Origin of the sequence: Halobacillus naozhouensis (assembly GCF_029714185.1) — a bacterium.
Lineage (GTDB): Bacteria > Bacillota > Bacilli > Bacillales > Halobacillaceae > Halobacillus_A > Halobacillus_A naozhouensis.
In genome coordinates this window covers 4,187,029-4,200,158 of the sequence record NZ_CP121671.1, presented here as the reverse complement: position 1 = coordinate 4,200,158, position 13,130 = coordinate 4,187,029, and the positions used below count along the sequence as shown (strand labels likewise).

Below are 13,130 nucleotides of genomic sequence, written 5' to 3'. Positions count from 1 at the left end.
ACACATATTAGTAACAGTATATAAGCCTTTTCATGTTTCTATACGTGGCAAAATATATCGAGTAGGGAGCGGTTGTAGTGAGAGCAGGTTTTAAATGGGTGTGCTTAATCATAGGAACAACAATTGGCGCTGGTTATGCTTCTGGTAGAGAACTGTGGCAGTTTTTCGGACAAGATAGCAGTCTGGCGATCCTTTTATTTTCGATTATGTTTAGCTTTTGTTGTATGAGTATTATGAGAATCAGCTATGAACAGAGGGCGAGTCATTATCTGCCTGTTCTTAGAAAAGTGGTTGGAAAACACTTGACGGGTATCTATGACGGAATGATTATCATATATTTATTTACAACAACAGTGGTGATGCTGGCGGGGAGTGGAGCAACATGGCAAGCCTTTCATTTTTCCTACCGGTTAGGAGTAATAGCGATTATTATCCCCTTAATCTTACTGTTTGTCTGGGATGTAAAAGGAATCGTGACAGTTAATAGTCTAGTTCTACCATTGTTAATTGGTGGGCTGCTATTTGTTTTACTTCTGTTTACTCATGATCAGAACCTGTCAATGTTCGGACACATAAAGGAGACAAGCAATTGGAAAGCTGCTTTCCCATTTACAGCTCTTAATGTTGTTCCGTTAATAGCCGTTCTTGGGGCTATCGGAAATAAAATTGAAAGTAGGCGTGAAATATGGGTGGCAAGTATAGGTAGCGGTCTTCTATTGGGAGTTGTTTCTTATTTATATAATAATAGTTTGATCCAAATTTCGGAGGAAATCATATTATATGAAATTCCTTTATTCGCTATATTAAAAGAGTACCCGTTTGAAATGATGATATTTATGTCGATCGTAATGTGGATTGCTATGTTTACGACCGCTGCTTCAGGGATGCTCGGAATCGTAACTCGGTTCAGAGAGTATCTAAAACAACCGTTATGGATTCTTTCCATGATAACGATTGCCATTATGATCCCTTTTACATCCTTTGGTTTCTCTACATTGATAGAATATTTATATCCTCTCTATGGATTGCTTAACTTATATGTCTTGGGCTCCCTTCTGCTATCTCCCTTCATACATCGATTCAAAATTCGATAGAAACCTGTTAAAATAAGTTTCATATTCTATACTGCTGAAACTTAGGAGGGTGACTATGAAGGAAGCTGTGTCAGAGTGGGATAAAGCCATTGAATATATTACAGGGCCTAAACTATGGATGGAATTAGGACAGGGCCTGCTGCAAATATTGCTCATTCTATTAGTTTCGTTATTAATTATTAGAATTGGTAGTAAAATTATTTCAAAGTTTTTTGAGAACCGCCGACGCGGCCCATTTCAGATTACGGCACGTCGTGAATCTACCCTCAAAAAACTTGTAATCAATACAATGACATACATCGTTTACTTCACAGCATTTATAATGATATTGGAAGTATTCGGTATCAAAATAGGTCCATTGCTTGCCGGTGCTGGTGTGGCCGGCTTAGCTATTGGTTTTGGCGCACAAAATCTTGTGCGTGATATCATTTCAGGATTCTTTATTATCTTTGAAGATCAATTTTCTGTAGGAGACTATGTACTGACTTCTGGTGTAGAGGGGTTTGTTGAGGAAATCGGTTTACGGACGACTAAAATCAAAAGTTGGACAGGTGAGATCAATATTCTCCCTAATGGAAATGTCACCCAGGTCACCAACTACTCCATTCATAACAGCATTGCTGTAGTTGATGTAAGGATTGCCTATGAGAATAACATTGAATATGCGGAACAGGTCATATCCGAGCTCCTTGAGGAATTACCAGAACGTTATGAACAGATGACGGCAATACCTGAATTGCTAGGTGTAGATAACTTGAACGCTTCAGACATCATGATGAGGATCATTAGCGAAACAGTCCCTATGGAGCACTGGGGCGTGGCTCGTGCCATTCGCAGGGAAGTGAAACAGCGTTTAGAAGAGAAAGGGGTCGAGATTCCTTATCCGCGTATTGTTATGTATTCACGCCATGAAGAAGAAACAAGGCAAGAACCATCATAATTATGTATTCAGGAGGCAAAAAGCTATGGCAGAGAAAACGTATCATTTAAATGATGTAGTTCAAATGAAGAAAGCACATCCTTGCGGAGAAAATCGCTGGAAAATTATTCGCATGGGTGCGGATATTAGGATTAAGTGTGAAGGATGCGGTCACAGTGTGCTGATCCCGCGCAAGAAATTTGAAACAAAGATGAAAAAAGTACTCGAAACGAATGAACAATAACAAGGTATTTAAAAAAGCTCAGCTAATACATTAGAGTTGGATTTGCTTTAAGCTGATATGTAAGGTTACTGACATTTAAATAATTAAATAGACAAAATATGAAAAACAGGCTTCCTTAAGGGGTCTGTTTTCTATTTTGCATAGGTTGTTATTTTTTTGTACAGTATCTATAATTGATATGACCGAACATACATGTATGTAAATCCTTAAGGAGTGGAATTTTTATATGGCATTAACAGCTGGAATTGTAGGGTTGCCTAACGTGGGCAAGTCTACGTTATTTAACGCAATAACGCAGGCTGGAGCATTGTCTGCGAACTATCCGTTTGCCACCATTGATCCAAACGTTGGGATTGTGGAGGTGCCGGATCCTCGATTAGAAAAGTTAACTGAACTGGTCAATCCGAAGAAAACAGTTCCGACAGCATTCGAATTTACCGACATTGCTGGAATTGTTAAGGGTGCCAGTAAGGGAGAAGGACTAGGAAACCAGTTTTTGTCTCATATTCGCCAAGTGGATGCGATTTGTCATGTTGTACGTGCTTTTGAAGATGAGAATATTACACACGTTTCAGGACAAGTAGATCCCATATCAGATATCGAAACAATTAATTTGGAATTGATTTTAGCAGATCTTGAAACTGTTTCTAAACGTTTGGACCGGGTAGCTAAAATGGCTCGCCAAAAAGATAAGGATGCAGTAGCTGAATATGCCGTCCTAGAAAAGCTGAAAGAGAGTCTTGAGAGTGAAATACCTGCTCGAGCGGTTGAATTCTCAACAGACCAGCTGAAGATTGTTAAAGGCCTGCACTTATTAACTTCTAAGCCAATCTTATACGTGGCTAATGTTAGTGAAGATGAAATTGGTGAGGCAGACAATGATAATGTGAAACAAATTCGTGAATATGCAGCTCAAGAGAATGCAGAGGTTATTGTAGTATGTGCAAAAATCGAAGCTGAAATTGCCGAGCTGGATGGTGAGGAAAAACAAGAGTTTCTTGAGGACCTTGGTATTGAAGAATCTGGACTGGATCAATTGATTAAAGCAACATATAACTTGTTAGGACTAGCTACTTATTTTACAGCTGGTGAGCAAGAGGTTCGTGCTTGGACTTTTAAAGAAGGAATGACTGCTCCTCAAGCTGCGGGAATTATCCATACTGACTTTGAACGCGGGTTTATTCGCGCAGAGACAGTTTCTTATGAAGACCTTGTAGATGCTGGGACAATGGGAGTTGCTCGAGATCGTGGCCGAGTTCGTTTAGAAGGTAAAGATTATTTAGTAAAAGATGGCGATGTAATCCATTTCCGATTCAACGTATAAGCTAAAACCCGGATCTCTCCGTTAACATATTGTATTTCCAAGGCACTTTTGATATAATACAACATTGTGAGTAATTATAGTTAAATTACTCCTTGCTCCTTTCAATGTTAAAGGGGCCGTTAAGTCCATAAGGAGGTGAAAACGGATGAGAAATTATGAAATCATGTACATCATCCGCCCAGATATCGAGGAGGAAGCTAAAACAGCTGTAGTTGAGCGTTTCAGCGGTATCCTTACAAACAATGGTGCGGAAATCGAAAATGTTAAAGAAGTTGGCAAGCGTCGTCTTGCTTACGAAATTAACGATTATCGTGATGGGATCTATGTAACGATCAACTTCAAAGGTGATCGTGACGCGATCAATGAATTCGACCGTCAAGCGAAGTTCTCGGATGATGTTATCCGTCACATCGCTGTACGCGAAGATGACAAATAAGGGGTGGTTCTGATGTTAAATCGTGTCGTTTTAGTCGGCAGATTAACGAAGGATCCGGATTTACGCTATACGCCAAATGGGGTGGCTGTTGCCAACTTCACTGTTGCAGTGAATCGGCCATTTTCAAATAACCAGGGTGATCGTGATGCAGACTTCATTAACTGTGTTGTTTGGAGACGAGCTGCTGAAAACCTTGCCAACTTTATGAGCAAAGGCAGTCTTATCGGTGTGGACGGGCGTTTGCAGTCCCGAAGCTTCGATAATCAAGAAGGTAAGCGTGTGTTTGTAACAGAAGTTGTTGCAGACAGCGTACAGTTCCTAGAATCTAAGGGTGCATCCCAGGGTGGAGGCGGCCAACAAGGTTCAGGATTCCAGCCAAATCAGAATCAACAACAACAAGGAAATAACTTCGGTTCCAATAATAATAAAAAAGATGACGATCCTTTCGCCGATAATGGTGAACCGATCGACATCTCAGATGATGATTTACCATTTTAAATAAGTAAAGGAGGGACGCCTCATGGCACGTCGTGGACGCGGTAAACGCAAAAAGGTGTGTTTCTTCACAGCAAACGGAATCACACACATCGACTTTAAAGATACAGACTTGCTTAGACGTTTCATTTCCGACCGTGGAAAAATTCTTCCTCGTCGAGTAACTGGAACTTCTGCAAAGTATCAACGTAAATTGACGAAAGCAATCAAACGCTCTCGTCAAATGGCACTATTACCTTACAGTGCTGAATAAATAGCAAACGTAAAAAGCCGTTGAGTTATTTAACTAACTCAACGGCTTTTTTAATAAACTTTTTTAGGTAATATCCATTAGCTCTCTTAACTCATCCTTATTGGATAATAAATCATAGAGTGTGTAGTTGTCGACTACCTCTAAAAAGGCACGTAATGCATCATTTAGTACATGCCTTAGTTTACAGGCTGGCGTGATCACACAGTAATTGGTGTCATTATCAAAACACTCCAACAGAAGAAAATCATCCTCCATAGCTCTAACTACATAGCCAATGTTAATATCCCGGGGTTCCTTAGCCAGCTTAATTCCCCCGCTTCTGCCACGTATCGTTTCTATTAACTCAAGTTTGTTTAACTGATGAATAATCTTCCCGAGGTGATTCTCAGAAATATGAAAGACATCAGAGATTTCCTTTTTCCTCGCTAATTCACCTTCCGGGAGAGAAGATGTATAAATTAGTACTCTAAGAGCATAATCAGTGTATTTTTTTAAGCGCATATAAAAATCCTCATTTTGGTTTTCCATTATCTTATCATATAATCCGCAGGTTGTCTTTTAGCTTGCAAGTGTTTGCCTTGTTACAATATTGTCACAAAAGGTGTATTTATAATATTGCTTTTAAAGTGCAATTGTTTTTACAATAAAGATGTATTAAAAATACATCTTTTAAAAGGAATATTTCTATGACTGTAAAAGTTAGATTAAGTGAAGAAACAATAAAAATTGTTAAGTCAACTGTACCTGTGCTGGCTGAGCATGGAGAAGCCATTACAAAGTGCTTCTATCAGCGTATGTTTGCGGATCAACCTGAATTAAAAAACATTTTTAATCAAACGAACCAAAAGGCAGGGAGACAGCCTAAGGCTCTGGCCAATGCAGTTTATGCTGCTGCGCAACATATTGATGATTTAAGTGTGATCATGCCGACAGTTATACAGATTTCTGAAAAGCACCGGAGTTTAAACGTCAAACCGGAGCACTATCCTCTTGTTGGTGAGTATTTGCTTCTGGCTATTAAAGAGGTTCTTGGAGATGCTGCTACTGATGATATTATCGAAGCATGGGGAGAAGCTTATGGTGTGATTGCAGATGCATTTATTGCGGTTGAACAACAGAAGTACCATGAAGCTTTTGCGCAAAAAGGTGGTTGGAATGGTTATCGTGAGTTTCGGATTGTGAAGAAGGTGAAAGAAAGTGATGTGATCACGTCCTTCTATTTAGAACCGGTGGATGGCGGGGAATTAGCGGACTATAAACCAGGTCAATATATTACGATTAAGGCTGAAGTTCCCGGTGAAGACCATACCCATTTAAGACAATACAGCCTATCAGATTCCCCTGGTAAAGGCTATTATCGTATCAGTGTGAAAAGGGAAGATGAATATGGAGGAAATCCGGCAGGTATCGTATCTAGTTTCTTACACAATCAAATAGAGACTGGCGATATCGTATCAATCAGTGCCCCTGCTGGAGATTTCTACTTAAATACAGAATCAGAAAACCCTGTCGTGCTACTTAGTGGTGGTGTAGGGTTAACGCCATTAATGAGTATGCTTAAGACCTCCACCACGAAACAGACGGGCCGCGATATTCACTTTATCGATGCAGCGCGAAATGGCAGTGTTCATGCGTTTAAAGAGGATATGAGTCAAGTGAGTGCAGATCATCCCTTCGTAAAAACACATACTATCTATGAAAGTCCATCGGAACAGGATAGGGGATATGATAAAAAAGGGTATATTGATTTAGAGTGGCTTCAGGAACATGTGCCTCAACATGCAGATTTTTATTACTGTGGACCTGAAGGGTTTATGAAGGCTGTTCATCATTCATTAAAAGAATGGGGAATACCAGAGGAAAGAAGAAATTATGAGTTCTTTGGTCCGGAAGGAAGTCTCGATTAAAACAAAAAACACATCTGTTGAAAAATCAACAGATGTGTTTTTGTTGAGATTATTTTTCTACATATGCCCACTTAAATTCAAATTCTGGGCCAGTAGCAGTAGCGAATGCGTTTTTAATGGATGGTCTGAACAGCATTGCTTTCGCATCCTGATAAATCGGTGCTACAGCAGCGTACTCTTCTAGAAGTAATCTTTCAGCTTCCAGGAATGTTTCAAAACGCTTCTGCGGTTGTTGAGCATATTCGCCATTTGCTTTCGCAATCAGGGAATCATACTTTTCGCTTGAGAAATTCATGTTATTGTTTTGTCCGTCTGTCAAATACATATTTAAATAGGTGTTCGGGTCAACGTAGTCAGGTCCCCAAGTCGCTGCAAGGATCTGAAACTCTGATTCTTGTCCGCGTCGCACACGTTCTTTAAATGGTACTTGAACAAGTTTGATTGTAAGTCCCTCAAGTTTTGTTTCTAATTGGTCTTTGTAGTAAGCCATAGCATTTTGTGATGTTCCTGTATCATCACCTAAAATTTCTAAAGTAACTTCTTCTTTTCCAAGTTCTTCGAGTGCTTTTGCCCAATGTTCTTTAGCTTTAGATTCATTAGATTCTACAAGTGATCCTTGTACTTCGCGGAATCCTTTGTCGGTACCAGGTTTGTTCACAAAGTTAGATGGAACATACCCTTCTGCTACGACAGAGCCATCGTTTAAGATTACGTCAACTAAGGATTGACGATCAATAGCAAGGGAAATAGCTTTACGAGCATGTAAATTTGCTAATACTTCATTTGCTTGATTGAATTTGAAGAAATATAAATACGGCTGTTCTGCTACTCTGAAATCTTCAGAAGTTGAATACTGATCCACGAATTCGGCATTGAGCTCTGTTTGGTCAATTTGACCAGATTGATAGAGGTTAACCCCTGTTGAAATTTCTTTAATGACTTTTCCTTCAAGCTTTTGCAGTTTAACGGCATCTGCATCCCAGTAAGATTCATTTTTAACAAGTGTCCATCCTTCGCCGTGGTTCCACTCTGTCATTTTAAATGGACCATTAGCCAGTGTGAACTTCGCTTCTGTACCAAATTTATCTCCATGCTTTTCAACATAGTCCTTGTTAAGTGGCATGAATGTGATGAATACAGTCATATTTTTGAAATATGGAACAGGTTTTTCAAGGTGAACTTCTAATGTATGATCATCAACGGCCACAGCACCAAGTTCTGATGGATCCATTTCACCTTCGCTAATGGCTGTAGCGTTTTTGACAACACCGCCAAGGAAATAGGGTCCATATTCAGATCCAGTTGCAGGGTCTACTGCACGCTGCCAGGAGTACACAAAATCATGTGCTGTTACAGGATCTCCATTGGCCCACTTAGCATCTTCACGCAAGTTAAAAGTCCAGGTAAGTCCATCCTCACTAACAGAACTATCCTTGGCAATACCTGGTGATAGGTTACCTTCCTTGTCCAATCGGAAAAGTCCTTCTAATGTTTCACCGGCCCATTGGAATGAAACCGTATCTGTAATTAATGAAGGATCCATACTTGCAATTTCACTTTTTGCTGTGATAGTTATTTCCTGTTTAACATCACTTTCTCCTTCACTGCTGCTTCCTTCTTCTCCACTAGAATTACTTGATGTACTTTCACCACCGCTACACGCAGCTAATACGAATGTCATCATTAATACTAATAATAGCCATAAACTGCCTTTCTTCAAAGTAATCCTCCCCCTAATGTGGTAATATTCTAAATCTTTTCTACCTTTTGAATTATACAGATAATTCTATAAATTTTCAGTGTTTTTACTAAAGAAAAAAAAGAAAAAAACTATTTATATTGACCGATTGACATTGAACATATGTTTAATAGGATAAAAAAGAATAATACTTTTTACTACAGAGATGTTTGTATGTGTTGAGAGGACAAACTATGAGGTAAAGAGATTGAGTAGGGACTCTCTATCATGAGAATGGCGTGGAGGATTGAAATATAACTCTTCCATGCCCGGTGCTGTCGAGTAGTTATACAAAAGTAAACCCCCAGATGGATTCATCTCCACCTGGGGGTACGGACACTTATATTATAGGTTCCGTTCGTGCTTCCCGCTTGGTAAATACATGGACTTCATCGTAACCAGCTGTTCGAGCTAGTTTAATAGCTTCATCGTAAGAATAACCAATATGGTCCGGCTTATGGGCGTCTGAACAGAGGACGATTCCTACACCTTTTTCCTTACAAGCCTTTAAAAGATCTGGGTCGGGGTATAGTTCACCGACCGGCTTCCTCAAACCGGCTGTACTAATTTCGATACAAGTATTTGTTTTGGCAAGGGCCTGGGCGGCACGTTCATACTGTTCTTGGAGAAATTCCTTATCATCTGGGCGATAGCCAAACACTTTAATGACGTCAATATGGCCGACGAAATCAAAAAGGCCTGATTCTGCTAAAGTAACAACTCGATCAAAATATTCCTGGTAAACATTATGCAAATCGCGTTTCTCGTATTCTTCCCGGAATATAGCTAAGTCAATGCCCCATTCATCAATCCAATGTACGGAACCTATTACATAATCAAAAGGATGTGCCTCGATAAATTGCTGCATTTCCGCTTCTTTGCCAGGCATATAGTCCATTTCAATACCCATTTTAATAGGCAGACCAGCATCATTTGCCGCATCAAACATTTGCTGGTACTGTTTGAATTCTAATGTCCGGCGATTTTCCACCCAAGGGTTAGACAGAATGTCTGATGTTTCCTGGAAAAAGTAAGCATGTTCTGAAATCCCTAATTCTTCTATCCCTTCTTGTTTAGCCTTTTCAATATAAGTACGTAAATAATCTATGGATAAATTCCCCGTTTCAGCCATATGTACATGATAATCAGTTCGCATATTTACTCCTCCTAACTTGGTTAAAATTGTTTGTCCTATCATATCAACATATTACACTAAAGACAAAACGCTAAGAAAGATGAGTTGTTGCCTGGTATGTTAAAATAGGGAAGTTAGTATAGTTTTTTTAGTAAAGACGAGGTGCACGTAAATGAATGATACGAGAAGAATCACAGAAGGGGCTTTAATGACAGGAATTTATCTGCTAGTGTTATTGTTAATTCTGTTTCTTCCTGGAATTATTGGCTCTATTCTGATCCTTACATTACCAATACCATTTGTGTTTTATACTTACAGGCATGGGTGGAAACCAGGGGGACTCATGCTGATTGCTGTCGCTATATTTGCTTCCTTGTTTGCAACGGTCTTTTCACTACCTGTTACATTACTTACAGGAATTGGTGGGATATTTGTAGGGGCCTCTATGAATAATAAGAGGTCAGCATACGAAACATGGGCGATGGGCTCCATTGGTTTTATCATTGGTCTTGTTGTCATATACTTGATGTCACAGTTATTGTTTGGAGTCAGCTGGACGGAACAAATTCAGACAGCCTTAGATGAAGCATTTGCGATAACAGAGGGAATGTTAGGTACCTTTGGCGGGGAAGGACAGACGGAGGAACAACTTGAAGGTTTACGACAGCAAATGGAAACACTTCCTGACTTAATTCCTAGTATTCTGGCTATTTTAGGTATTTTTTATGCCTTTATTAGTCAATGGGCAAGCTATAAACTAATTAATCGGGTGGAAGGTAAAAAGTTTCAATTTCCCGCTTTTAGAAACTTCACCTTGCCAACTTCCGTATTATGGTATTACTTTTTTGCCTTAATTTTTAACTTTATATTTGCAGCTGGTGATGGTATAGGTTATTTAGCTGCTATTAATGTTTTCACCCTAACTGGAACGCTTTTAGTCGTTCAGGGGATTGCATTTATTGCTTTCTATGCCCATGTTAAACAGAAAACAAAGGCGCTGCCGATCATAGCAGTTATAGCATGTGTGCTTTTACCAACAATCCTACTTTATCTTGTACGAATCTTAGGTATAATTGATATAGGATTCTCGTTACGCGAACGTTTACAAGCTAAAAAGTAACGATAGCTCGTACAAAATGGCAGGAGCTGAATGAAATGCCGAATTTTTTTAAAAAACCGACTATGAGCGGACATCTGTGGGTCATCTATGTCATCTCTCTATTGCTTCTTTGCTTTATCTGGTATTACCAGTGGATGCTTGGATTGTTGATGACACTGTTTCTCGCTGCATCTATATTCTATAGTGTTCGCACAGAGCAGACCATGATTAGTGAAACTGAGGAATATATATCAACACTTTCCTATCGAGTGAAAAAGGTAGGAGAAGAAGCATTACTTGAGATGCCTATTGGGATTGTTCTATATAGTGAGGATTATAAGGTAGAGTGGGCCAATCCATATATGAACAAATTTACCAAACAGGACACAATTGTTGGAGAATCACTCACCACTCTTTCTGATGATTTAATTGCTCAAATTAAAGAAGACCAGGGCGAAACTTGGTTAGAGATTGAAGATTATAAACTTCACACCTTAATTAAACGTGATGAGCGTCTATTATATATTTTTGATCGTACAAACCAGACCAAGATTCATAATCTTTATCAAAATGAGCAGACCGTCTTATCTATTATTTTTCTTGATAACTATGAAGAAATTACTCAGGGAATGGATGATACGAATAAGAGTCAAATTAATTCACAAGTGACATCCACCTTAAACAAGTGGGCAGGGGATTATGGTATTTATCTTAAACGTACATCCCAGGAGCGCTTTATTGCCGTTATGAGCCAGGAGATCTTACAAACCCTTGAACGTTCTAAATTTGAGATTTTAGATGAGGTCAGAGAGCTCATTACGAATCAAAATGTTCCCTTGACACTAAGCTTCGGAGTCGGAGTAGGACCTGTGAGTCTGCCGGAACTAGGGGAATTAGCGCAATCAAGCCTTGACCTCGCACTCGGAAGAGGCGGAGATCAGGTAGCCATTAAAGATGATACCGGTAAAGTTCGTTTCTACGGTGGGAAAACGAATCCAATGGAAAAACGCACAAGAGTACGTGCCCGGGTCATCTCGCATGCTATGAAGGAACTGGTTCAGGAAAGTGAAAGAGTGCTGATTATGGGTCATAAATCACCAGACATGGATTCGGTTGGCGCAGCTATTGGGATTTTGAAAATTGCTCAGGCCAATGATAAACCGGCGGCTATTGTTCTTGACCCTCATGATATTGATACAGGTGTCCAAAGGATGATTGAAGAAATTCAGGAGGATGAGGGGTTATGGTCTAACTTTATTACTCCGGAAGATTCCCTTGAACTTGTTACGAATGAAACTTTGCTGGTCGTCGTTGACACACACAAGCCATCGCTTGTTGCCGAAGAAAAGCTTCTAAATAAAACAGAACATGTGGTAGTGATTGACCACCATCGCCGTGCAGAGGAATTCATATCGGATCCGACACTTGTTTATATGGAGCCATACGCTTCTTCTACTGCAGAGCTAGTAACTGAGTTACTTGAGTATCAGCCGAAGAAACTGAAACTATCTATGCTTGAATCGACAGCATTGTTATCAGGGATTATTGTCGACACAAAAAGCTTTACGTTACGCACGGGTTCTCGGACCTTTGATGCCGCTTCCTATTTAAGGTCAAAAGGAGCGGACACCGTTCTTGTGCAGAAATTTATGAAAGAAGATTTAGATGTTTATGTAAAGCGAAGCCGTTTAATTGAAAAAGCCAATGTGTACCGGGATGGAATTGCGATTTCAACCGGAGAGCACGGCGAAGCTTATGGTCCGGTCATCATTGCTCAAGCCGCAGATACATTACTTACGATGACGGGGGTTGTATGTTCGTTTGTAATTTCTGAACGAAAAGATGGCCGTATTGGCATTAGTGCTCGCTCACTAGGTGATGTAAATGTGCAGATCATTATGGAACGTATGAATGGGGGAGGCCATTTAACTAATGCTGCCACCCAGCTTGAAGATACAACAATTGAAGATGCGAGAGCGTTATTACAAGATATAATTGATGAATACTTTGAGGGAGGAGAAGAAGAATGAAAGTAATATTTAAAGCTGATGTAAAAGGAAAAGGGAAAAAAGGGGAAACTAAGAACGTTTCTGATGGGTATGCACGGAACTATCTTTTGAAACACAATTTAGCTGTCGAGGCTACGAGCGGAAACCTTAAGGCACAGGAAGCGAAAGATGCAAAACAAGAGCAGCTTGCTAAGGAAGAAGTGAAGGAAGCCGAACAGCTCAAGGAAAAACTAGCGGATATGGAAGTGAAACTAACAGCAAAATCCGGTGATAGCGGACGGTTGTTTGGCTCTATAACGAGTAAACAAATTGCTGAAGAACTGAAGAAATCGTACAATATTAAAATTGATAAACGTAAAATTGAGTTAGACGATCCTATTCGTACACTTGGGTATACAAATGTACCTGTAAAGCTGCATCCAGAGGTTACAGGCACAATTCGTGTTCATATTGAAGGGAAATAACGAACCCTTTGCT

At 39.7% G+C, this 13,130-nt stretch carries 14 protein-coding genes; 11 read left to right on the top strand and 3 right to left on the bottom strand.

The genetic code is table 11. The features are described 5' to 3' along the window. The first annotated feature begins 77 nt into the window (after positions 1-77). From P9989_RS21335 to rpsR, 7 genes are all read left to right on the top strand, one after another. Positions 78-1,094, top strand: coding sequence for a YkvI family membrane protein (locus P9989_RS21335; protein WP_283076835.1), 1,017 nt, complete (start codon positions 78-80; stop codon positions 1,092-1,094). Between the two features lie 55 nt (positions 1,095-1,149). Continuing rightward, the gene (locus P9989_RS21330; RefSeq protein ID WP_283076834.1) at positions 1,150-2,034 is read left to right on the top strand and encodes a mechanosensitive ion channel family protein; all 885 of its coding nucleotides are present in this window, start codon (positions 1,150-1,152) and stop codon (positions 2,032-2,034) included. Positions 2,035-2,059: 25 nt separating this feature from the next. Next, a complete protein-coding gene (locus P9989_RS21325; RefSeq protein WP_283076833.1) occupies positions 2,060-2,257 on the top strand; it encodes a DUF951 domain-containing protein in 198 nt (65 codons plus the stop codon). Positions 2,258-2,483: 226 nt separating this feature from the next. Then, positions 2,484-3,581 carry a redox-regulated ATPase YchF gene (gene ychF, locus P9989_RS21320; RefSeq protein ID WP_283076832.1) on the top strand — a complete coding sequence of 366 codons (1,098 nt, stop codon included), beginning with the start codon at positions 2,484-2,486 and terminating at the stop codon, positions 3,579-3,581. A gap of 145 nt (positions 3,582-3,726) precedes the next feature. After that, entirely contained in the window at positions 3,727-4,017 is a 291-nt protein-coding gene (rpsF, locus tag P9989_RS21315) for a 30S ribosomal protein S6 (RefSeq protein WP_283076831.1), read from the top strand. Between the two features lie 12 nt (positions 4,018-4,029). Next, entirely contained in the window at positions 4,030-4,515 is a 486-nt protein-coding gene (gene ssb, locus P9989_RS21310) for a single-stranded DNA-binding protein (protein WP_283076830.1), read from the top strand. A 22-nt stretch (positions 4,516-4,537) separates the two neighbouring features. Then, positions 4,538-4,765, top strand: a complete 228-nt coding sequence (rpsR, locus tag P9989_RS21305; protein WP_163527903.1) for a 30S ribosomal protein S18 — start codon at positions 4,538-4,540, stop codon at positions 4,763-4,765. Positions 4,766-4,828: 63 nt separating this feature from the next. Here rpsR and P9989_RS21300 read toward each other — a convergent pair whose 3' ends face one another. Beyond that, on the bottom strand, positions 4,829-5,266 hold the full coding sequence (locus tag P9989_RS21300) for an Rrf2 family transcriptional regulator (protein WP_283076829.1): 438 nt from the start codon (positions 5,264-5,266) through the stop codon (positions 4,829-4,831). Between the two features lie 185 nt (positions 5,267-5,451). On the opposite strand from P9989_RS21300, the gene hmpA reads away from it, so the two are divergent. Next, positions 5,452-6,672, top strand: coding sequence for an NO-inducible flavohemoprotein (gene hmpA / locus P9989_RS21295; RefSeq protein ID WP_283076828.1), 1,221 nt, complete (start codon positions 5,452-5,454; stop codon positions 6,670-6,672). 49 nt (positions 6,673-6,721) lie between these two features. Here the strand turns inward: hmpA and P9989_RS21290 are convergent, their stop codons facing one another. After that, positions 6,722-8,392 carry a peptide ABC transporter substrate-binding protein gene (locus P9989_RS21290; protein ID WP_346274880.1) on the bottom strand — a complete coding sequence of 557 codons (1,671 nt, stop codon included), beginning with the start codon at positions 8,390-8,392 and terminating at the stop codon, positions 6,722-6,724. A 358-nt stretch (positions 8,393-8,750) separates the two neighbouring features. Next, the gene (locus P9989_RS21285) at positions 8,751-9,566 is read right to left on the bottom strand and encodes a histidinol-phosphatase HisJ family protein (RefSeq protein ID WP_283076827.1); all 816 of its coding nucleotides are present in this window, start codon (positions 9,564-9,566) and stop codon (positions 8,751-8,753) included. 151 nt (positions 9,567-9,717) lie between these two features. On the opposite strand from P9989_RS21285, the gene P9989_RS21280 reads away from it, so the two are divergent. From P9989_RS21280 to rplI, 3 genes are read left to right on the top strand one after another with little or no spacing between them, the layout of a single operon-like run. Next, a complete protein-coding gene (locus P9989_RS21280; RefSeq protein ID WP_283076826.1) occupies positions 9,718-10,665 on the top strand; it encodes a YybS family protein in 948 nt (315 codons plus the stop codon). A 35-nt stretch (positions 10,666-10,700) separates the two neighbouring features. Then, the gene (locus P9989_RS21275) at positions 10,701-12,674 is read left to right on the top strand and encodes a DHH family phosphoesterase (RefSeq protein ID WP_283076825.1); all 1,974 of its coding nucleotides are present in this window, start codon (positions 10,701-10,703) and stop codon (positions 12,672-12,674) included. After that, positions 12,671-13,117 (top strand): 50S ribosomal protein L9, encoded by a 447-nt coding sequence (gene rplI, locus P9989_RS21270; protein ID WP_283076824.1) that lies wholly within the window; start codon positions 12,671-12,673, stop codon positions 13,115-13,117. Before P9989_RS21275 ends, rplI begins: the two co-directional genes overlap by 4 nt. Positions 13,118-13,130 lie beyond the last annotated feature (13 nt).